This is a genomic window from Achromobacter sp. 413638 (genome assembly GCF_043119405.1).
GTDB lineage: Bacteria > Pseudomonadota > Gammaproteobacteria > Burkholderiales > Burkholderiaceae_B > Achromobacter.
This window is the reverse complement of the sequence record NZ_JBICCO010000009.1, coordinates 46,458-65,648: the sequence shown is the minus strand read 5'-3', so window position 1 is coordinate 65,648 and position 19,191 is coordinate 46,458. Positions and strand designations below refer to the sequence as shown.

The 19,191-nt window shown below is 68.2% G+C and carries 20 protein-coding genes and 1 pseudogene; 10 read left to right on the top strand and 11 right to left on the bottom strand.

The features are described 5' to 3' along the window. Positions 1-82 precede the first annotated feature (82 nt). From ACEU5R_RS06015 to ACEU5R_RS06000, 4 genes are read left to right on the top strand one after another with little or no spacing between them, the layout of a single operon-like run. The gene (locus tag ACEU5R_RS06015; RefSeq protein WP_392409461.1) at positions 83-397 is read left to right on the top strand and encodes a non-heme iron oxygenase ferredoxin subunit; all 315 of its coding nucleotides are present in this window, start codon (positions 83-85) and stop codon (positions 395-397) included. 2 nt (positions 398-399) lie between these two features. Beyond that, entirely contained in the window at positions 400-1,698 is a 1,299-nt protein-coding gene (locus ACEU5R_RS06010) for an NAD(P)/FAD-dependent oxidoreductase (RefSeq protein ID WP_392409460.1), read from the top strand. Between the two features lie 35 nt (positions 1,699-1,733). Continuing rightward, positions 1,734-3,023, top strand: coding sequence for an aromatic ring-hydroxylating dioxygenase subunit alpha (locus ACEU5R_RS06005; RefSeq protein ID WP_103274978.1), 1,290 nt, complete (start codon positions 1,734-1,736; stop codon positions 3,021-3,023). Between the two features lie 17 nt (positions 3,024-3,040). Then, entirely contained in the window at positions 3,041-3,559 is a 519-nt protein-coding gene (locus ACEU5R_RS06000) for a nuclear transport factor 2 family protein (protein WP_103274979.1), read from the top strand. Positions 3,560-3,631: 72 nt separating this feature from the next. Here the strand turns inward: ACEU5R_RS06000 and ACEU5R_RS05995 are convergent, their stop codons facing one another. The 5 genes from ACEU5R_RS05995 to ACEU5R_RS05975 all read right to left on the bottom strand — a co-directional run bounded on the left by ACEU5R_RS05995 (position 3,632) and on the right by ACEU5R_RS05975 (position 8,054). Next, positions 3,632-4,252: an N-carbamoylsarcosine amidohydrolase gene (locus ACEU5R_RS05995; protein ID WP_103274980.1), complete on the bottom strand. Its 621-nt coding sequence runs from the start codon at positions 4,250-4,252 to the stop codon at positions 3,632-3,634. A gap of 39 nt (positions 4,253-4,291) precedes the next feature. After that, on the bottom strand, positions 4,292-5,341 hold the full coding sequence (locus tag ACEU5R_RS05990; protein WP_392409458.1) for a 2,5-dihydroxypyridine 5,6-dioxygenase: 1,050 nt from the start codon (positions 5,339-5,341) through the stop codon (positions 4,292-4,294). Positions 5,342-5,370: 29 nt separating this feature from the next. Beyond that, on the bottom strand, positions 5,371-6,195 hold the full coding sequence (locus ACEU5R_RS05985) for an alpha/beta fold hydrolase (protein WP_392409456.1): 825 nt from the start codon (positions 6,193-6,195) through the stop codon (positions 5,371-5,373). Between the two features lie 20 nt (positions 6,196-6,215). After that, positions 6,216-7,178 (bottom strand): amidohydrolase family protein, encoded by a 963-nt coding sequence (locus ACEU5R_RS05980; protein ID WP_392409454.1) that lies wholly within the window; start codon positions 7,176-7,178, stop codon positions 6,216-6,218. A gap of 249 nt (positions 7,179-7,427) precedes the next feature. Then, a complete protein-coding gene (locus tag ACEU5R_RS05975; protein WP_392409453.1) occupies positions 7,428-8,054 on the bottom strand; it encodes an NTP transferase domain-containing protein in 627 nt (208 codons plus the stop codon). 61 nt (positions 8,055-8,115) lie between these two features. Between ACEU5R_RS05975 and ACEU5R_RS05970 the strand changes: the two genes are divergently transcribed. Then, positions 8,116-9,105 (top strand): XdhC family protein, encoded by a 990-nt coding sequence (locus tag ACEU5R_RS05970; RefSeq protein WP_392409451.1) that lies wholly within the window; start codon positions 8,116-8,118, stop codon positions 9,103-9,105. 36 nt (positions 9,106-9,141) lie between these two features. On the opposite strand, the gene ACEU5R_RS05965 is transcribed toward ACEU5R_RS05970, so the two are convergent. Then, positions 9,142-9,609: a MarR family winged helix-turn-helix transcriptional regulator gene (locus ACEU5R_RS05965; protein WP_369869794.1), complete on the bottom strand. Its 468-nt coding sequence runs from the start codon at positions 9,607-9,609 to the stop codon at positions 9,142-9,144. A 187-nt stretch (positions 9,610-9,796) separates the two neighbouring features. Then, entirely contained in the window at positions 9,797-10,705 is a 909-nt protein-coding gene (locus tag ACEU5R_RS05960) for a LysR family transcriptional regulator (protein WP_392409450.1), read from the bottom strand. A 140-nt stretch (positions 10,706-10,845) separates the two neighbouring features. Between ACEU5R_RS05960 and ACEU5R_RS05955 the strand changes: the two genes are divergently transcribed. From ACEU5R_RS05955 to ACEU5R_RS05945, 3 genes are all read left to right on the top strand, one after another. Next, entirely contained in the window at positions 10,846-11,808 is a 963-nt protein-coding gene (locus ACEU5R_RS05955) for a 3-hydroxyacyl-CoA dehydrogenase family protein (RefSeq protein WP_392409448.1), read from the top strand. Continuing rightward, positions 11,805-12,674 carry a 3-keto-5-aminohexanoate cleavage protein gene (locus tag ACEU5R_RS05950; protein ID WP_392409446.1) on the top strand — a complete coding sequence of 290 codons (870 nt, stop codon included), beginning with the start codon at positions 11,805-11,807 and terminating at the stop codon, positions 12,672-12,674. The genes ACEU5R_RS05955 and ACEU5R_RS05950 overlap by 4 nt, the downstream gene beginning before the upstream one ends. A 290-nt stretch (positions 12,675-12,964) precedes the next feature. Beyond that, positions 12,965-14,374, top strand: a complete 1,410-nt coding sequence (locus ACEU5R_RS05945) for a hypothetical protein (protein ID WP_392409444.1) — start codon at positions 12,965-12,967, stop codon at positions 14,372-14,374. A 12-nt stretch (positions 14,375-14,386) separates the two neighbouring features. Here ACEU5R_RS05945 and ACEU5R_RS05940 read toward each other — a convergent pair whose 3' ends face one another. Together ACEU5R_RS05940 and ACEU5R_RS05935 are read right to left on the bottom strand one after the other, a co-directional pair. Continuing rightward, positions 14,387-15,484 carry a DNA glycosylase AlkZ-like family protein gene (locus ACEU5R_RS05940; RefSeq protein ID WP_392409510.1) on the bottom strand — a complete coding sequence of 366 codons (1,098 nt, stop codon included), beginning with the start codon at positions 15,482-15,484 and terminating at the stop codon, positions 14,387-14,389. Continuing rightward, entirely contained in the window at positions 15,481-16,227 is a 747-nt protein-coding gene (locus tag ACEU5R_RS05935; RefSeq protein WP_392409443.1) for an SDR family oxidoreductase, read from the bottom strand. The genes ACEU5R_RS05940 and ACEU5R_RS05935 overlap by 4 nt, the downstream gene beginning before the upstream one ends. A 94-nt stretch (positions 16,228-16,321) precedes the next feature. Here ACEU5R_RS05935 and ACEU5R_RS05930 point away from each other — a divergent pair, with 94 nt between their 5' ends. Further along, a complete protein-coding gene (locus ACEU5R_RS05930; RefSeq protein WP_392409441.1) occupies positions 16,322-16,816 on the top strand; it encodes a DUF2938 family protein in 495 nt (164 codons plus the stop codon). Here the strand turns inward: ACEU5R_RS05930 and ACEU5R_RS05925 are convergent. Further along, on the bottom strand, positions 16,813-17,247 hold the full coding sequence (locus tag ACEU5R_RS05925) for a helix-turn-helix domain-containing protein (RefSeq protein ID WP_392409439.1): 435 nt from the start codon (positions 17,245-17,247) through the stop codon (positions 16,813-16,815). The genes ACEU5R_RS05930 and ACEU5R_RS05925 overlap by 4 nt on opposite strands. A gap of 80 nt (positions 17,248-17,327) precedes the next feature. Here ACEU5R_RS05925 and ACEU5R_RS05920 point away from each other — a divergent pair, with 80 nt between their 5' ends. Next, positions 17,328-18,557 carry an MFS transporter gene (locus ACEU5R_RS05920; RefSeq protein ID WP_392409437.1) on the top strand — a complete coding sequence of 410 codons (1,230 nt, stop codon included), beginning with the start codon at positions 17,328-17,330 and terminating at the stop codon, positions 18,555-18,557. 96 nt (positions 18,558-18,653) lie between these two features. Here the strand turns inward: ACEU5R_RS05920 and ACEU5R_RS05915 are convergent. Next, positions 18,654-19,132 (bottom strand): annotated as a pseudogene (locus ACEU5R_RS05915) (DMT family transporter). Positions 19,133-19,191 lie beyond the last annotated feature (59 nt).

Here is a 19,191-nt window from a genome sequence, read left to right as displayed (position 1 = left end):
CGGGGAAATCCCTAGCTCCTGGCTTGATTTTTTAACCAGTACACTGACGACAATTACTCAGCATACTGACTAGCGAGTTGATATGAACTGGATCCGCATCGCCTCCACCAACCAACTGACCGACGACGACGAGGTGATCCCCGTCGCGGCCGGCGACAAGCAGCTTGCGCTGTATCGCAGCGAGGGCGAGTTCTATGCCTCCGACAACGTCTGTACGCACGCCTACGCGCTGCTGTCCGACGGCTACCTCGAAGACGGCTGCATCGAATGCCCGCTGCACCAGGCCCGCTTCGACATCCGCACCGGCAAGGCCATGTGCGCGCCCGCCACCACCGGCATCCGCGTCTACCCCGTCAAGGTCGAAGGCCAGGACATCTACGCCGATCTGCAGGGCTGACCATGGCCGACGCGGATACGATCCTCATCATCGGCGCCGGCCAGGCCGGCGCGGTGGCGGCGGCGACGCTGCGCGAGCTGGGCCACGAAGGCGCCATCACGCTGGTCGGCCAGGAAGCGCACGCGCCCTATGAACGCCCGCCCCTGTCCAAGGATGCGCTGCAGACGGTCGACGCAAGCGGCCGGACCCCGGTGCATCCCGACGACTTCTACGAACGCCAGCGCATCACGCTGCTGACCGGCGCCGAGGTCGTGCGCATCGACGCCGGCCGCCGCATTGCCCGACTGGCCGACGGCCGCGATCTGCCCTACAGCCGCTGCCTGCTGGCGACCGGCGGGCGGGCGCGCGAACTGCCCGGCCTGCCGCGCGGCACGCCCGGCGTGCATTACATCCGCACGCTGGACGACGCCGCCGCGCTGCGCGCGGGCCTCGCGCCCCAGACACGCGTCGCCGTCATCGGCGGCGGCTTCCTGGGCCTGGAAGTGGCGTCCACCGCGCGTGCGCTGGGGGCCGAAGTCACCGTCCTGGAAAGCGCGCCGCGCCTGCTGGAGCGCGTGCTGCCCGAGGCATTGTCGGACTGGCTGGCCGAACGCGCCCGCCACGCCGGCGTGGACCTGCGCCTGGGCGCGCGCATTGCCGGCTGCGACCGCCAGCCGCAAGCGGACGCCGCCGTCCGGCGCCAGGCGCGCTTTCTCATCACCTTGCAGGATGCCGCCACCGTGGCGGCCGACATCGTGGTGGTGGCCATCGGCCTGACGCCCGAGGTGTCGCTGGCAGTCCAGGCCGGCCTGGCGCTGGACCCCGCCAACGGCGGCATCGCGGTGAATGCCGCCTGCCGCAGCAGCGATGCTCATCTGTACGCCGCCGGCGATTGCGCCAGCCAGCATCGCTCCCGCCTCGGCATCGCGTTGCGGCTGGAATCCTGGCAGAACGCCAATGAACAGGCGCGCGCCGCCGCCGCGGGCATGCTGGGCCAGCCCGCTCCCGCCGAACCCTATCCCTGGTTCTGGACGGATCAGTATGGCTGCAACGTGCAGATGCTGGGCCTGCCCCAGCCCGGCCTGGTCTATGCCTGCCGCGGCGTGCCGCAAGCACAGGCCGAGACGCCCCGATTCATCTGGCTCGGCCACCGCGACGGCGTGCCGGTGCACGCCATCGCGGTGAACGCCGGCGGCGACCTGCGCCAGCTGCGCGTGCTGTTCGAGCAAGCCATCGCCATCGACCCGCAGCGCTATGCCGACGAAACCGTGGCGCTCAAGCCGCTGGTGAAGGCATGCCAGCAGCGCGCCGCCACGACCTGAAACCGATTGCCGCCCCGTATCGACTGGAGCTAGTCATGTATCAATCACAAACCGTCATCGGCCTCACGATGGCATCCAAGAACACCGCGCTGACCGACTGTGTCTGGCCGCAGGACGCGCTGCATTACATCCCGGACTGGGTCTACACCAGCCGCGCCGTCTATGACCAGGAAATCGAGAAGATATTCCACGGCAAGACCTGGAACTACGTGGCCCTGGAAGCCGAGCTGCCCAACCCGGGCGACTACAAGCGGTCCTATGTCGGACCGACCCCGGTGGTGGTCTCGCGCGCCGAGGACGGCTCGGTCAATGTCTTCGAGAACCGCTGCGCCCACCGTGGCGCGGAGTTCTGCCGCAACAGCCAGGGCAACGCCAAGGAATTCGTCTGCCCCTACCACCAGTGGTCCTACGACCTGAAAGGCAATCTGCAAGGCATCCCGTTCAAGCGCGGTGTGAACCGCGAGGGCGGCATGCCCAAGGACTTCAAGAACGAGGAACACGGCCTGCGCAAGTTGCGCGTCGCCACCCGCAACGGCGTGATCTTCGCGTCCTACAGCGACGAGGTCGAGGCCCTGGAGGAATACCTGACGCCCGCTATCCTGGCCGATTTCGACACCGTCTTCCCCGGCAAGAAGCTCAAGATCCACGGCTACTACCGCAATGAGCTGCCCTGCAACTGGAAGATGTATCACGAGAACCTGAAGGATCCCTACCACGCCACCCTGCTGCATTCGTTCCTGGTGGTGTTCGGCCTGCTGGTGGCGGGCAACAAGTCCGCCATGCTGGTCGACACGGTGCATGGCCGCCACGGCACCATGGCCTCGGCCAAGAGCGAGGACAAATACGCCAGCGTCAGCGAAGAAAACAAGAAGGAAATGCGCTCGTTCCATGATGGCCTGCATCTGCAGGACGACCGCTTCCTCGAATTCGTCAAGGAGTTCGATTCGCCCTGGTCCGTCACCATGCAGACCATCTGGCCCAACCTGATCGTGCAACGCGAGATGAACACGCTGGGCGTGCGCCAGATCGTGCCCAACGGGCCCGACAGCATGATCATGCAATGGACCATGTTCGGCTACGAGGACGACACGCCCGAGATGGAACGCCATCGCCTGCGCCAGGGCAACCTGATGGGCCCGGCGGGATTCCTGGGCCTGGAGGACAACGAAGCCATGAAGTTCGTGCAGGAAGGCGTGCGCCGCGCCAGCACCGACGTCAACGTGCTCAAGCTGGAATCCGGCAAGCAGGGCACGTCCAACACGCTGATCTCGGAAGCCGCCATCCGCTCCATGTACAGCTACTACCGCGGCGTGATGGGCTTCTGAGGCAGGAACACCAAGACATGAGAACCCGATTCGAATTTTCCCCCCGACAGATCGATCCCGCCCGCGCCATCGCGCTGCGTCTGGAGATCGAGGAATTCCACGCTGACTACTGCGCCGCCCTGGACGCGGGCCAGGTCGAATCCTGGCCGGATTTCTTCACCGAGGATGGCCTGTACCGCGTCACCGCGCGCGAGAACGCCGACCTGGGCTTGCCGGTCGGCCTGGTCTATTCCGAGGGCCGCGCCATGATGCATGACCGGGCCGTGGCCATTTCCCGCACCCAGATGTTCGCCCCGCGCTACATGCTGCACATGGTCAGCAATACCCGCGTCATCAGCGAATCCGCCGACGGCGAGATCCAGGCGCAGGCCGCGTTCCTGCTGATGCAGACGCTGGTGGAAGGCCCCACCACGCTGCACCTGGCCGGCGCCTACTACGACCGCTACACCCGGCAGGACGGCGTGCTCAAGCTGAAGGAACGCCAGGTGGTGTATGACACCACCATCCTCGCCAACGACCTGGTCTATCCCGTCTAGGCCCGTCCCGCCCCGGCAAGGAAAAGGGGTTGCGCCTCGCGGCGCAACCCCTTTTTTCTCACCGCGAACCGACTAGGCCCGCGTCGCCCGCAAGGCTTCGTCCCGCGTCAGCACGGTGGCGTACTTCTGCCGCATGTCGAAGAGATTGGCCTCGTGCGGGCCGATGGCGCGGTCGCCCACGCAGTCCGACACCACCAGCGGGCGAAAGCCGTACTGCATGGCGTCCACCACGCTGGCCCGCACGCAGCCGCTGGTGACCGCGCCGGCGACCAGCAGCGTCTGCACCCCGCGCTGTGACAGCCAGGCGGCCAGGCTGGTGCCGAAGAACGCGGAAGGCACCGTCTTGCGCACCACCAGCTCCCCGGAAGCGGGCGCGAGCTGCGGCACGATGGCGCTGTTGTGGTCCGCTTCCTTCAAGGTCAGCATGCCTGGCACCTTGAGCGTGAAGATGTTGTGGTCGGCGTCGTCGTCGGCGAACACGATGCGGCTGTGGGCCACCGGCCAGCCCTGCTGGCGCGCGTGCGCCAGCAGGCCCACCGTCCGCGCGATGGCCTCGGGGATATTGCCGCCGCCGAACACCGCCGGATCGGCGAAGCCATTGACCAGATCCACGATCAGCAGACCGTAGGGCGCCTTGGGCGCCATGGCCGCGCCGAAGCCTTGCCGTTCATAGGCGGAGATATCGTCATTCATGTGCGGAATTCCTGTAGCGGTCATGGATTGAGCCCTGGACTAGTCCCTCGGGCCGGCGCCATCCAGCACCCTGCCCTGGCGCACCACGTCCTCTCCGTCCAGCCGCACGGTGCAGCCGCGCAGCGGGATGTCGATGTGGCAGGTGGTGCAGCGGCTGCCGCCGGCTTCGTTGTTCGGTCCCAGCGAGAACAGGAAATTGCCCTCGTAGGCCCGCGCGTCCATGCCGATGGTGGCTTCGCGGTCGTACAGGCCCAGCGTGGTCCAGTGCGCGCGCGGCTGCAGACCCCAGCCGATGTGCGAAATCGCGTAGGCTTCCGGATCCTTGAACGACGCCATGTACTCGCGCAGCAGTTCCGCGTCCACGCCGCCGTCGATGCGCGTGGCGTAGCCGTTCTCGACGGTCAGCTCGATGGCCGAGCGCACATAGAGTTTCTGCGGCAGCAGGATGTCGCCCACATCGATCACGATCTTGCCCCGCGCGCCACCTTCGTTCGGCCAGGTCAGCACGAAGCCGCTGGGCCAGTGGTCCCAGCGCCCGGGTTCATCGACGAAACCGTATTCGCTGATGGCCGGGAATTCGCCCAGCGGGCAGCGCAGGTCCGTGCCCGCCTCCGACACGACGCTCATCTCGCGCGCCGCGCCGATGCGCGCGGCGGCCGCCTTGACCCGGGCGCGGTCGGCCTCGGTCGGCACCAGCCGCGCCAGCACCTCCGGCGGCTCCACCGCCAGCAGGATCTTGGTTCCCGAGGCCAGGATCTCGTGCTGTTCCGGCGAGAACAGCAGCGTCATCAGGTCCAGCACCAGATCGCTTTCCTTCAAGGCCGCGATCGCGGCCTTGTTGCCGGTCAGCGGAGTCGTGCCCAGATAGGCCAGCGCGTCCCGGCTCAACGCGCGCTCGCCATTGACGGGCGGCAGGTCCAGCCGGTTGACCACGGCGCCCATGGCCTGCGTCGCGATCAGCGCCGTGGCCAGCGTTTGCGGATGGGTGGCCGCGCTGGTCAGCACCGTGACCGTCTGCCCCGCCTGCAGCCTGGACAGGGTCAGCACCTGCTGCCAGGCCTTCACCATTTCATAGTCACTGATAGGCATGATGCCCTCCTTGCTTGGCGAACCCCGCCTCAGGCGCGCGCCAGCGGCGCGCCCAGGAAGTCGCCGAAGGCCGCGTAGAAGCCTTCCTCGTTGTCCCACGGAATCATGTGGCCGGCGGCGGGCACCCGGTGATGCCGAGTGCCTGGCGCCAGCCGCTGGATCTCTTTCACGTCGGCGTCCAGCACCACGTCGCCGCGTTCCGCCGTGATCAGCAGGACCGCCGCGTCCAGCAGCGACAGGTCCGCATGGATGTCGTCGTTATGGAAGTCATCGAAGCTCTGGATGATGGCGCGCTCGTCGCACGTATGCAGCCACTCGGCGCGCAGCTGGCGCTGCGCATCGGTCCAGCTGGGGCAGAACGCGCGCATGGCTTCGGCGTCCATGCCCTGGCGCGCCTGCGCCATGGAGTCCACGTACCAGGGCAGCTTGGCCGGATACGGCCGGCGGCCAGGGCCCGACACCGGCGGGTCGGCCAGGACGAGACGCCGCAGGCCGGCCGGCTTGCTCCGCCCGGCGCGCACGCCGATGCGGCCGCCCATGGAATGACCGACCACGCTGTATTGCTCCAGGCCCAGCGCCTGCGCGAACGCCAGCACGTCGGCGGCCTGCGCGTCCAGGCCATAGTTCAGCGCCGCGCCGGCCTCGGACAAGCCCCGGCCGCGCACATCCAGGATGTAGGTATCGAAGGACTCGCCGAAGCGCTCGCCCACGAAGCCCCAGGTGATCGCCGGACTGGTGATGCCCGGCACGATGATGACCGGATCGCGCCCCGCACCGCGCGCGCCGCCGTAGCGCAGATAGTGCTGGCGGATGCCGTTGGCGTGGACATTGCCGCCGTACAGGAAATTGCTCATGTCAGTCTCGCACGCTGGATTCAGAGTTTGAACAGGCGCCGCGCGTTGCCGTGGCAGATCAGTGCGCGGGTCTCCTCATCCATCGGCGTCTGCTCGATGAACTCGACGGCGAGCGCGGTCGACTCGTAGGGATAGTCCACCGAGAACATCACCGCCTCGCGCCCCATTTCGGCGATGGCGGCGGTCAAGGTCGGCGGCGAACAGACGCCCGAGGTAGTGATGACGATGTTGCTGCCCAGGTAGGCCGAGGGCGCGCGCTCCAGCTTGATGCCATGCGAGTAAACCGCGAAACGGCTGTCGAAGCGCCAGCGCAGGAATGGCAGGCCCTCGCCCATGTGCCCGAGTATCAGCTTGACGCCGGGATAGCGGTCGAACACGCCGCCGAACAGCAGGCGCAGCGCGTGGGTGGCGGTCTCGACGCCCCATCCCCAGCACGCGCCGACCAGCTCAGGGTGGCCGGAGTACGCCTGCGGAACCACATGGGGATCGGACGGATGCAGATAGACGGGCACATCCAGCTCCTGCACCTTTTCCCAGAACGTGTCATAGGCGCGCCCGTCGTAGTACACGCCGTTGGTGTGGCCGTTGATCAGCGCGCCCTTGAAGCCCAGCTGCCTGACGCAGCGTTCCAGTTCGGCGGCGGCGACCCGGGGATCGTGCATGGGTATGGTGGCGAAGGCGCCGTAGCGCGTCGGATGGCGGGCCACCTGCTGGACCAGGAAATCGTTGTTCTCGCGGGCGCGGCGCAACGCCACGGCGGCGTCGGGCTCGGCCTGCACGCCCGGCCCGGTCTGCGACAGGATGACGTAGTCGATGCCGCCCCGGTCCATCTCGCCCAACCGGACTTCGTCGAAGTCCACCAGCCGCGCGGCCAGGTCGGCCAGCACCGTTGGATCGATGTGCTGCGCGAAGCTCTTTGAATAGTCCTTGAATCCGACCGCGGTGTAGTGTTCCTCGAACGCGATCTTGCGTACTTTGCTCATTCCCCTGCTCCCAGTTTGGTGTCCCGGGCCCTGCCCGGCCACGGCGCGTCAGCATTATTTATCAGCACACTGACTATTAATCCGGAAAAACCGGAATCACGCGCAACTGCCTTCTCATAGGGAAAAGCGCCGCGACGGCTTCCGGATTTAGGTCAGTATACTGATTTTATAGTCAGCGCACTGACAAATAGGGGAAATCCCGGAGCCCGAAAAATTGGCCGCCACGGCGGCCTCGCGGGCGGGCGGCGCTCAGCCTGCCCTGTCCAGGTCGGCGGGCGTGTCGATATCGAGCAACACGCCTGGATCATCCACCTGGACCAGGCGCAGACCCGGCTGCCCGAGCAGTCGCCGCGCGCCCTCGTCCGCGTTCAACAGCGCCAGCCGAGGCAGCAGGTCCGCGCGAAATCCCACGGGATGGCCGCGCTGTCCCCGATGCGACGGCGCCGCCATCGGCGCATGTTGCAGCGCATCCAGCACGCCCGCCATGCTGGCGTGGCGAATCCAGGGCATATCCGCCAGCGCCACCAGCACCGCGCGCGGCGTGCCGGGCAGGGCCAGCAAATGCCGCGCCGCCGTCGCCAGGCTGGTCCCCATGCCCTCGCCCGCCGGATCCGCCTCGATCACCCGGCAATCTTCCGCCCGCAGCAGCGCCGCCAGCGCCGCGTTGCCCGGGCGCACCACGGCGACGACGCTGTCCACGGCCGCCCGAAGCCGGCGCGCGCTGGCCACGGCCACGCACGGGCCCTGTGGCAAGGATGCCAGCAGCTTGTCGGCGCCCGGCCGCTGCGCGGCGTAGCGCGAGCCCTGCCCCGCCGCCAGCAGGATGCCGGCACTTGGGGACGCCAGGTAGGGATAGACACTAGGGACATTCGACATAATCATCAGTATAGTGAATATAAGCCGGGGCAACGCCACGGCCCTTGCCTGCGAGAAGCCGATGAACGCTCTGGATCTGGACGTATTGCAACATGCCCGCGACTGGGTGGCCGCTGGCCGCCGCGCGCACCTGGTGACGGTAGTGCAGACCTGGGGCTCGGCGCCCCGCCAGGCGGGCGCCATGCTGGCCTTGCGCGACGACGGCCGCATGGTCGGCTCGGTGTCCGGCGGCTGTATCGAGGACGACCTGATGCGCCGCGCTCGCGAAGGCGCGCTCGCGGACGCCCCCGCCCGCCTGACCTACGGCGTCACCCGCGACGAGGCCGCGCGCTTCGGCCTGCCTTGCGGCGGCACGCTGCGCCTGATCAGCGAACCGTTGCGCGACACGCAATGGCTCGACCTCGTGCTGGAATCGATCCGCGGCCATCGCTTGATCCAGCGCACGGTGGACCTGCACGATGGCGCCAGCTCGGTGTCGCCCGCCGGTCCGGCCGACGGCCCGGATTTCGACGGACGCATCTTTCGCAGCGTGTACGGGCCGCGCTGGCGGCTGCTGATCATCGGCGCCAACCAGACCGCCCAGGTGCTCGCCAGCGTGGCCGCCACGCTCGATTTCCACGTCACGGTATGCGACCCGCGCGAGGAGTTCCACGGCGACTGGAACCAATCCCAGGCGACCCTGCTCGCCAGCATGCCCGATGACGCGGTGCTGGAGATCGGCACGGACGAACGCACCGCCATCGTGGCCGTCACCCATGACCCCAAGCTCGACGACATGGCCCTGCTGGAAGCGCTGAAATCCCCCGCGTTCTACGTGGGCGCGCTGGGGTCGCGCGCCAACCAGCAAAAGCGCCGCGAGCGGCTGCGGCTATTCGACCTGGACGAGAGCCAGATCGAACGCCTGCATGGCCCGGTGGGCCTGCGCATCGCGAGCAAAACGCCGGCCGAGATCGCGGTGGCGATCGCCGCCGAACTGATCTGGGTCCGCAACACGCTGGGCGGCGCCGAAGCCGCCTACAAGCCCTCGCAAGCCAGCGCGCGCCAGGGCTGAGCAGGGCTGCCGGCCCCCGCCCCGCGCGGGCCCGGCCTACATGGGCTTGAGCGTGGTGCGGCTGTACTGATTGTTGGCCTCCACCAGGGTGGACAGCAGCTTCATGAAGATTTCCTGGTTGCGCGTGGACAGCGGCTCCAGCAGGCGCTGCTGGGCGCGCGCCATGCCTTCCTGCAGCAACCCCATGATGCGCAGCCCTTCCTGGGTGATGACCGCCTGGCGCGAACGCTTGTCGTTGGGATTGGTGCGCCGCTCCACCAAGCCGCGTTCCTGCAGGCGCTTGACCACGTCAGCCGTGGTGGTGCGGTCCAGTCCCAGCTCCATGCCGATGGCGGTCTGGTCCAGCCAGGGGCTGAGCGACAGCGCGGTCAGCACGCCGTATTGCACCGGCGTCACGTTCTGCGTCTTGCATTCCTCGTAGAACATGGCGTAGTGGATCTGGTTCAGGCGTCGCACCAGATAGCCGGGGCGCGACCACAGCACCTGTTTGGCCGGATCGAAAATCTTGCTGTCTGTCTTCTGAGTTGCGACGCGCTTCTGGGACGTCGTCTTTTTCTGTACATCCGGCACGTTGAGGCAGCTCCAATTTAGTTAGTGCACTGAGGATAATACCACCGGCCATCGCCTGTCGAGCGCCGCGAGCCGGACGCTTGTGCCAGATCAACGCCTGCCCGCGCAGGGCAAGAGAAGCCTAGCGCGCCTGCTTCGCCAGATATTCCTTCAGGACCTGCACCAGCGCCATCGCCGCCGGCGACAGGCTGCGGCTGCGCGAGGTGACCAGCCCGATCGAGCGCTCGGCCACCGGCCCGATCAGCGGACGCTGCACGATGCCGTTCTGCGCCACCGCGCCGGCCGCGATCTCGGGCAACGCCGCCACGCCGAAACCGCGCTCCACCATGGAAACGATGGTGGTCAGGTGCTCGGCCTCGAAAGCTGGCGTGAAGCGGATGCGGTTCTGCAGGAAAGCCCATTCGGTGTACTGGCGCACGCTGCTCGGATGCACCATGGACACGTGCTCGGCGCCGGCCGTGTCGGCCCAGCGCAGCGGGCCGCGCGCCTTGGCCAGCGGATGCGCCTCGGGGATCAGCAGCAGGAAGCTGTCGGACATCAGCGGCACGTAGTGCAGGTCGGCCTGCTGCGGGTCGGCCGCCGTCAGCGCGAAGTCCACCTCGCCGGCGCGCACCAGGTCAAAGGCCGGGCCGGACAGCGTGTCGCGCACTTTCAACGCCACCTGCGGATGGGCCTGGCGATACGCCATCAGCACGCGCGGCAGCAGGCGCGCGGCCAGCGACGGCAGCGCCGCCACCGACACCTGCCCCTGCTCCACGCTGGCGATGCCGCTGACGGCGGCGATGGCGTCGCGGAACGCCGCCTGCAGCGAGGCGGCCTGCTGCATGAAGACCTCGCCCGCCGCCGTCAGGCGCACGGTGCGCGTGGTGCGGTCGAACAGGCGCACGCCCAGCGCGTCCTCGATGCGCTGCACCTGGGTCGACAGCGCCGACTGCGACAGGTGCAGCTGCGCTGCCGCCTGCCGGAAGTTCAGCGTGCGCCCCAGCACCAGCGTGGTGTCGATGTCGCGCATCGACAGGTTGATCTGCATGTCCGCCCTCGCCCAGCCCATTGATCGAATATAAAGATCATTCTATCCAAAAAATCTGATTCATCAATCAAACAAGCTTCTCTACACTCGGCCCCCATCGCAGTGGCGCAAACGGCGCCAGGACAGACCAGGAGCAAACCATGCAGACAGACGCCAAGGCGCTGCCCAATCCGGGCGCGGCGCATGCGGTGGTGGTGGGCGGCGGCACCATGGGGGCCGACGTGGCCGTGGTGCTGACACGCGCGTCGTGCCGCACGACAGTGATCGAATCCAACCCGGACCGCGCCGCCGCGCTGCCGCAACGGGTCGGCGAGAACCTGGCCCAGATCGGCCGCGAGGCCAACCTGCCGCGCCTGGCCGTGGCGGCCAGCCTGGACCAAGTGGACTGGGCCAGCGTCGACCTGGTGATCGAGTGCATTCCCGAACGGCTCGACATCAAGCAGGCCCTGTTCGCCGACCTGGCGCGCCGCGCGCGCCCCGACGCCATCCTGGCCAGCAACAGCTCCAGCTTCCCGATCAGCGCCATCGGCCAGGGACTGGACACGCGCGAGCGCATGCTGGGCCTGCACTTCTTCATGCCGGCGCACCTGGTGCCGCTGGTGGAAGTGGTGATGGCCGACACCAGCGACGAAGCCCGCGCCGACGCGCTGATCGCCTTCATGAAGCGCTGCGGCAGCGTGCCGGTGAAGGTGCGGCAGGACCTGCCGGGCTTCCTGGCCAACCGCCTGCAGCACGCGCTGTCGCGCGAGGCCTTCGACCTGATCGATCGCGGCATCGCCTCGCCCGAGGACGTGGACGCGGCGGTGCGCTTCGGCTTCGGCTTCCGCTTCCTGGCGGCCGGCCCGGTCATGCAGCGCGACCATGCCGGTATCGAAGTGCACGCGGCCGCCGGCGCCACCATGTACCCCACGTTCTGCAACGCGGACCGCCCCGCGCGCTGCCTGGCCGAACGCGCCGCCGATGGCCGCCACGGCATGAAGACCGGCAAAGGCTTCTACGCCTGGACGCCCGAGACCATCGCCGCCGAGCGCGCGCGCTACGACCGGCTGCTGCGCGCCGGCCTGGACCTGATCGCGCCCGAACTGCCGGAGATCCAGCCATGACCCACGCCGCCGATCCCAGGCCGCAGGCGCCGCGCCTGCCGCTGGCCGAATCCCCCGTCATCATCACCGTGGCGCCCAACGGCGCCTACAAGCAGGCCGCCGACCATCCCGCCGTGCCGCTGACGGCCGAGGCGCTGGGCCGCGAGGCGCGCGCCTGCCTGGACGCCGGCGCGGCCATGATGCACATGCACGTGCGCCGCCCGGACGGACGCCACCTGCTGGACGCCCAGGCCTATCGCGACGCGCTGGCCGCCGTGCGCAAGGCGGTGGGCGACGAGCTGCTGGTGCAGGTGACCAGCGAGGCCGCCGGCGTCTACCGCGCCGCCGAGCAAATGGCGATGGTGCGCGAACTGGCGCCCGAGGCCGTCTCCGTCGGCCTGCGCGAGATCGCCGTGCCCGAGATCCCGGAAAGCGAACTGGCGGCCTTCCTGGCATGGCTGGCCGAGCGCCGCGTGCTGACCCAGATCATCCTGTACGACGAGGCCGACGTGCGCCGCTGGCAGGCGCTGCGCCAGCGCGGACTGGCGCCGGCCGGCGCCTGGTCGGTGCTGTTCGTGCTGGGCCGCTACAGCGCGGGACAGACCTCGTCCGCCCACGACCTGCTGCCCTTCCTGGCCGCCAGCGACCATGCGCTGCCCTGGGCCGTCTGCGCCTTCGGACCGGAAGAAAACGCCTGCGTCACGACCGCGGCGGCCTTCGGCGGCCACATGCGCGTAGGCTTCGAGAACAACCTGAAGCTGCGCGACGGCGCCATCGCGCCGGACAACGCCGCGCTGGTGCGGCAGGCGGCCGAAGGCGCGCGCGCCCTGGGCCGTCCGCTGGCCAACGCGGCCGACGCGCGCCGGATCTACGGCGCCATCGCCTGATCAAGCGCCGGCGCGGCGAGGCCGGATCGCGGTTTCGCCGTGCCGCAACATTGACGGCCTGAAAAAGCTTCTGCCCAAAACTTCGACATCCGCACGTTCAACGTCCTCTGGCTCCACCCGCTTTTCACCGGTATCCCGGGCAGTTGATGGCGTCCACTGCCATGCCGGCAACAACGATCGCCCCAGGAAGGAACCGCGATGACCGTCTGCGTTACTCAAAGTTCAACGGCGCCCGTCATCCGGCTTGCCGCGAACACTCGAACGCGCCATCGCGCGCATGGAGAACGGGCATGACCCTGACGGCCGACGCGTCTGCCTTGAGCTACTGGTACACGCTCGCCCGCGCCTGCGACGAGGGCGATGGCGCGAAGCACATCGGCATTGGCGCGAACGGCCTGCCATGCCTGGCCCCCAGCCCGCCCCCCAGGGTGGACAAGCATGCCAATGCGGGTGCCGTGACTCCATATCAGCAGTTCCTGACGCTGATCACGGGCGCTTCGCACGGCGTGGCCAGACTGATGTTGGAACGCGACATCGACCCGGAAGAAAAGCTGGCGCCCAGCCTGCGCCTGTCCACGGTGAAAACCTGCCTGCAGCATGCGGGATTCTGGGAGGGTCATCGGCTGCCAGACGACTGGCCGGCGCTGCCGGACTCGCTGCAGGGCGCGCGCGTGTTGCCGGATCGCGAGTCGAATCTTCCCCAGGCCTTCGATCAGATCCAGGCCGCGGTGCAAAAGAGAATCTCCGAAGCCTATGCGCGGTTGCCCGCCGGCGCCGGCACGCCGGCGAAGCTGGCGGCGATCATGCAGCTGCTCTGCGACGCCAGCGCGTTGCGCGAGAGGCTCGGCAAGGAATATGTCGATGCGATCCGCAACCTGCTGAGCCTGGAGGCCGCACAGCTACGCTTTGCCTCGGCCCTGCGCGACAGCGGATTTCCCTGCTTCGCGCAGATGCGCAATCCGCTGCGCGACGGCTACCGCCTGTTGATGGACGGCGACGATGCCGACTTCTGCAATCCCGCCCTGTACGAAGATGAGAGAGGCTACATGGCCGCGATGATGACCGCATTCACCAATATGCTGGGCGTGGTCAGGGAAAATCGACGGCTGGATGGCGCTCTCTTCGAGCAATACCACCGTTGGGCGGTGGAAGGCGTGAAGCACGACAATGGAACGGACCTTCCCCGGAACTATCGCGACAACGCATGGGTCACGTATGGCGCGGACTTCGGTGATGGCGATCTTGGCGTGAACCGCAAGCTCGAGTGGTTTGAGCGTCGGGAAAAATACTCGCCCCGTCAGCTATGGAGCGAGCTGAAAGGCGCCGGCGGCCATATGCGCGTGCACGCGTTCCCTCGGTCAGAGGAACAGTGCCGCGCGAAGGCCGACCAGATCATCAACGCACACTACGAGCGGATGGCGCTGTTGCAAGACACGCCGGGCCACGAACGCGAGGCCCTTGTGCTGGCATCGATCGCCGAATGCTGCCAGACCCTGGAGCAACACCACCTGTTCCCGGATGGGAACATACGCACCATTGCATTCCTGGTCCTGAATCACATGCTGCTCGAAGAGAACATGCTGCCCGTGACGCCGCATGATCCCAACCGGCTCGACGATCGCACCGGCGCGGAAATGGTCGAGCTGATCCGGCAGTGGCAGAACCGCTTCAAGGCATTGCAGGCAACCGACGCGCAATAGCCGGCAACGGCATCAGCGCGCCGCCAGGAACTGCCGCATGCGCTGCAATTCCTCGTCCAGCGCGCCCCGGAAGTCCGCGCCCCTGGGCGCCGCGCCGGCCACGTAGCCGAACGCCGGCTCCACGCTGCCGTCGCGCGCCGGCAGATTGGCCCAGCCGATCACGCGGCCCTGCCAGAGCATCGGCAGCGCGTAGTAGCCGAACTGACGCCGGGCCGGCGGCGTGTAGGCCTCGAACTTGTACGTCCAGTCCCAGAACAGCGTGAAGCGGCGCCGGTCCCAGACCACGGGATCGAAGGGAGCCAGGAGCCGCAGCCGCTCGTCGAACGCGTAGCGGCGCGAGCGCGGGTTCTCGTCGGCGGGCCAGTACCAGACGGTGCCGTCGATGCGGCAGCTCGCCAGCTGTTCGCGCGCGCGCCGCAACGCCGCCTGGATCGGCGCCGCCATGTGCGGCGCGCCATAGCCGAGCAGGCGCGCCAGATAAGTCAGGCTGGCCGCCGGCAAGGGCGCGTACTTGCGCACGACCAGATCGATCAGGGCCTGCGCGCGCCGGGCGCTGGCGGCCGGGCCGCCCTCGGCCGGCGGATGCGCCACCGCCTCGTAGACGCGCGTGCCGCTATCGCGCCGCTTCACCCGCAACAAGCCGCGATAGTGCATGTCGTCGAGCAGCTGCGTGCTGGCGTTGCTCGAGCCGCCCCAGTAGTTCTTCACGCGCCCATGCGCGAAGTGCTGATCGACCTCGCGCGGATGCACCGCGCCGCGCGCCCGCACGAAGTCCAGAACGTCGGCCGCCTTGCGCCGCGTCTCGGCGCTCCAGGCCTTGCGCGCCTGGCGCGGATGCATCAGGGCCAGGTGCTCGCGCGGCAGGAAACCGTAGTTGACCAGGCAGTCCTCATCGATCGCCAGGCGCGCGTAGCGGCTTTCCAGATCGCCGGCGCGGTAGTCCTTGACGCGGTGGCGCAGCGTCAGGTCCTGCGCCCGCGCCGGGGCGCGGATCGGATCGGCCTGCACGAAGCCCAGGCGGCGGATCGCCGCCGGCAGCGTGGTCGGGGTGAACAGGCTGCGGGCGACGGCGTAGCGGCGCAGGTCTTCGAGGCTGGGGTCCATGGTCAGATTCCGCCGCTCACGTCGAGGATGGCGCCGTTGGCGTAGGTCGCTTCGTCCGAGCAGAGCCACAGCACCGCGGCGGCGATTTCCTCGACGCGTCCACCCCGACCCATCGGCACGCGCGCGGCCACGCGGTCGACGCGGTCCGGCTCGCCGCCGCTGGCGTGGATCTCCGTGTATATAGACCCGGGGCGCACGGCGTTGACGCGTATGCCCTCGGCGCCAACCTCCTTGGCCAGCCCGATGGTCATGGTGTCGAGCGCGCCCTTGGACGCCGCATAGTCCACGTATTCACCAGGAGAACCCAGGCGCGCGGCGGCCGAGGACACATTGACGATGACGCCGCCCGCGCCGCCGTGCCGCGTGGACATCCGGCGCACCGCCTCGCGGGCGCACAGGAAGGGGCCGACCACATTGGCCTGCATGATGCGCTGCAGCCGCGCGGCGTCCATCTGCTCCACCCGCATCTGGGTCTCCAGGATGCCGGCGTTGTTCACCAGCGCGGCGACCGGTCCCAGCTCGCGGTCTGTGGCGCTGAACAGGGCCAGGATGCCGGCTTCGGTCGACACATCCGCGCCCACGGCGACGGCGGTGCCGCCCTGCGCACGGATCGCGTCGACCACCGCCTGCGCGCGATCGGCGCGCGACTTGTAGTTCACGCACACGGCGTAACCACGCGTGGCCGCGAGCGCGGCGACGGCGGCGCCGATGCCCCGGCTGGCGCCGGTCACGATCATGACTTGCTTCATTGCTGTGTTTCCTGCCCGTGGGAATGAGTAGGGATGGAAGAACCGTGCAGGGTTGATAATAGCCATCCATTCAAGCAGCGGAAAGAAAAGCCATATGGGCAGCATGATCATTGCGGGCGTTCTTATCGGCCTGATCGCCACGGCCTTGTCGGATCTTTGGGCAGTGTTCCTCGAAAAGGCATTCAAGGTGCCGAACTACGGCTTCGACGTCGTCGGCCGCTGGATCGGCCACATGGCGCACGGGCAGTTCCTGCACAAGCCGATCTTCGCCTCGCCGCCGATTCCCGGCGAGAAGATCATCGGCTGGATCGCGCACTACGCGCTGGGCGCTGCGTTCGGCTTCCTGCCCATCCTGCTCGGCGGCGGCGCGGGCTGGGCTGCCGATCCGACGTTGCTGGCCGCGATCGGAGCGGGCCTGCTCACGCTCGCGGTGCCCTTCTTCATCGTGGTTCCCGCGTTCGGCATGGGCGTGCTCTGTGCGCGCGCGCCGGATCCCTGGGCGGCGCGCCGCCAGGGCGTCATCGCGCACCTGTACTACGGCGTCGCGCTGTACATCGCCGCGGTACTCGTGGCGATGCTGATGCGCTAGGCAACTCTCGACGTGAACGCGCCCTGGGCCGCCGCCCTGGCGTGCCTGGATCTGCACGCGGCGGCCTTGAGCAGGCGCTGAAATGTCGGGCATTGCGCGTGGTTGGCGGCCGGACATTCGGCGGCATGACGCAGCCCCTGGCTCATCGCGCGCAGGCGCTTGATGGTCGCGTCGATCTGGTTCGCCTTGGCCAGCAACACCTGTCTGTCCACCCGAGGACTCCCGTCGACTGGCAGCATGGCGCTGATCTCGTCCAGCGACAGCCCTCCGGCCTGCCCCAGCGCAATCAAGGCCAGCTGATCCAGCACGTCGGGCGCGAAACGCCGTCGCTCGCCCGCCTGGCTGACCGCCGTGATCAGGCCTTTCTTCTCGTAGAACCGCAAGGTGGAGGCGGGCAGGCCCGTGCGCCGGGCAACGTCCGAGATATCCATGAGGCGTCGCTTGACTTAAAGTTGACTTCAACTTCTATCATGCCTGCGCATTCGGATCTCCGCAATCGAAAGGAAGGGAAATGATATCGACGGACGCAACGGCAAGGCAGGCCCGGACAGGGACCGGCGCGGCGCGGGCCATCCCGCTATCGGTCCATCTGCTTGCCCTCAGCCTGTTTGCAATGGGCAGCGCCGAGTTTCTGATGGGAGGCATACTCCCGATGATCGCGGCCGATCTGCGCATCACGCTGCCGGCCGCGGGCGCATTGATCTCAGCGTTCGCGGTGGGCGCGCTGATTGGCGGGCCTGCATTTGCCATTCTGGCGCTGCGCTGGCCCGGCCGCCGCACCCTGTTCCTCAGCCAGATGGCCTTCATGGCCGCGACGGTAGTCAGCCTGCTTGCGCAAGGCTATTGGTCCATCCTGACCGCGCGTTTCGCGATGGGCCTGGCCTATGCCTGCTTCTGGGCGGTCGCGGCGGCAATGGCCGTGCAGCTCTCGCCGCCCGATCGGCGCGCCAAGGCGCTTGCCATCGTCGTAAGCGGCTTGACCGCCGCGATGGTCATCGGCGGACCCGTCGGCACATTCATCAGCGATGCGGCCGGCTGGCGCGGCGGCTTCTGGGCGGTGGTGGCGGTGACGGCGATATCCGCGATGGCCGGCCTGGCGGCGCTGCCGGCAAAGACGCCCGGCCAGGCTGCCGTGCCGGACCTGGGCACGGAACTGCGTGCCATGAAGCGTCCCGCTCTTTGGGTGGCCTATGCCACGACCATGGTCACCACGGCGGCCTACATGGGAACGTTCGGCTACCTGGGCGCCCTGCTGCTGGACGTGAGCGGTGTCGCCGCCGCCTGGCTGCCCGCCGTGCTGACCCTGTTCGGGGTCGGCGCCTTCGTCGGACTGACGATTGGAGGCCGAACCGCCGATCACCACCCGTTCCGCACGCTCGTCACGGGAACCGTCGGCCTGATCCTCGCGTCCGCTGCCATGGCGCTGTTTGCCTCGCATCGGGAAACCGCCATCGCACTGGTATTCCTGCTCGGCCTGGCGGGCTTCCTGCTGAACCCGGCGGTCTGGGTTCGCGTCTACACCTTGGCGCCAGATGCGCCGATGCTCGCGGGAGCCACGAACTCATCCGCCTTTCAGGCCGGCCTGACGCTTGCGCCCCTGCTCGCGGGCCTGCCGCTCAGCCTGGGCCACGGCTTGCCCTCGGTGGGCTGGATCGGCGTGGCGCTGGGCGTGGCCGCGCTTGGCTTGGCAGTCCTGGACAGACGGTTGAGCGGCCAGGGAACTCGCAACAGGTCGCGATAGATCTGTCCGAGGGCCGCCGAACGACGCGTTGCATCGGGAAATCGGTCCAGGCATGCGACAGGCCGGGAAACAAGCGCGACCTGCCTGATACGGTTCTCAGCGCTGTTCCACCGGAACTGAACCCGCAATCGGCGGCGGGGCGGCAACGCTGTGCGCCTGCACGATGCCCGCCCCGACCAGGATCAACCCCACGCCCACCAGACGCCCCAGCGCGATGGGCTTGGGCGCCAATCCCATCAGACCAAAATGGTCGATCACCAGCGACGCCAGCATCTGCCCCGCATCACGCTGACGATGAAGCTGGCCGCGCCCAGCTTGGGCGTCAACACCAGCGCCGCCGTCAGATAGGCCACGCCGGCGACGCCGCCCAGCCAGAGCCAGGCCGGCCCCTGGACCGCCGCGCCGACCGTGGGCGCCGGCACGCGCATGACGAACAGCAGCGGCAGGACCACCACGATGCTGACGAGCAGCGACGTGAGTGTGGCCCATAGCGGATGACCCAGCATGCGTCCCAGGGCGGCATTGCTGCCGCCCTGGAAGGGCACGGCGGCGCCGGCCAGCAAGGCAACGGCCATGGATAAAAGACTGGAAAGAGACAAAGACCCGTTCATGGCAGGCGCTCCAATGAAATCAG

Excerpts from the sequence above, each read along its gene's own strand:
- ACEU5R_RS05935 (WP_392409443.1), bottom strand. The coding sequence starts at position 16,227 with ATGAAGCAAGTCATGATCGTGACCGGCGCCAGCCGGGGCATCGGCGCC.
- ACEU5R_RS05990 (WP_392409458.1), bottom strand. The coding sequence starts at position 5,341 with ATGCCTATCAGTGACTATGAAATGGTGAAGGCCTGGCAGCAGGTGCTG.
- ACEU5R_RS05975 (WP_392409453.1), bottom strand. The coding sequence starts at position 8,054 with ATGTCGAATGTCCCTAGTGTCTATCCCTACCTGGCGTCCCCAAGTGCC.
- ACEU5R_RS05945 (WP_392409444.1), top strand. The coding sequence starts at position 12,965 with ATGACCCTGACGGCCGACGCGTCTGCCTTGAGCTACTGGTACACGCTC.
- ACEU5R_RS05930 (WP_392409441.1), top strand. The coding sequence starts at position 16,322 with ATGGGCAGCATGATCATTGCGGGCGTTCTTATCGGCCTGATCGCCACG.
- ACEU5R_RS05995 (WP_103274980.1), bottom strand. The coding sequence starts at position 4,252 with ATGAATGACGATATCTCCGCCTATGAACGGCAAGGCTTCGGCGCGGCC.
- ACEU5R_RS05925 (WP_392409439.1), bottom strand. The coding sequence starts at position 17,247 with ATGGATATCTCGGACGTTGCCCGGCGCACGGGCCTGCCCGCCTCCACC.
- ACEU5R_RS05985 (WP_392409456.1), bottom strand. The coding sequence starts at position 6,195 with ATGAGCAATTTCCTGTACGGCGGCAATGTCCACGCCAACGGCATCCGC.
- ACEU5R_RS05950 (WP_392409446.1), top strand. The coding sequence starts at position 11,805 with ATGACCCACGCCGCCGATCCCAGGCCGCAGGCGCCGCGCCTGCCGCTG.
- ACEU5R_RS06015 (WP_392409461.1), top strand. The coding sequence starts at position 83 with ATGAACTGGATCCGCATCGCCTCCACCAACCAACTGACCGACGACGAC.
- ACEU5R_RS05955 (WP_392409448.1), top strand. The coding sequence starts at position 10,846 with ATGCAGACAGACGCCAAGGCGCTGCCCAATCCGGGCGCGGCGCATGCG.
- ACEU5R_RS05970 (WP_392409451.1), top strand. The coding sequence starts at position 8,116 with ATGAACGCTCTGGATCTGGACGTATTGCAACATGCCCGCGACTGGGTG.
- ACEU5R_RS05920 (WP_392409437.1), top strand. The coding sequence starts at position 17,328 with ATGATATCGACGGACGCAACGGCAAGGCAGGCCCGGACAGGGACCGGC.
- ACEU5R_RS06000 (WP_103274979.1), top strand. The coding sequence starts at position 3,041 with ATGAGAACCCGATTCGAATTTTCCCCCCGACAGATCGATCCCGCCCGC.
- ACEU5R_RS06005 (WP_103274978.1), top strand. The coding sequence starts at position 1,734 with ATGTATCAATCACAAACCGTCATCGGCCTCACGATGGCATCCAAGAAC.
- ACEU5R_RS06010 (WP_392409460.1), top strand. The coding sequence starts at position 400 with ATGGCCGACGCGGATACGATCCTCATCATCGGCGCCGGCCAGGCCGGC.
- ACEU5R_RS05960 (WP_392409450.1), bottom strand. The coding sequence starts at position 10,705 with ATGCAGATCAACCTGTCGATGCGCGACATCGACACCACGCTGGTGCTG.
- ACEU5R_RS05980 (WP_392409454.1), bottom strand. The coding sequence starts at position 7,178 with ATGAGCAAAGTACGCAAGATCGCGTTCGAGGAACACTACACCGCGGTC.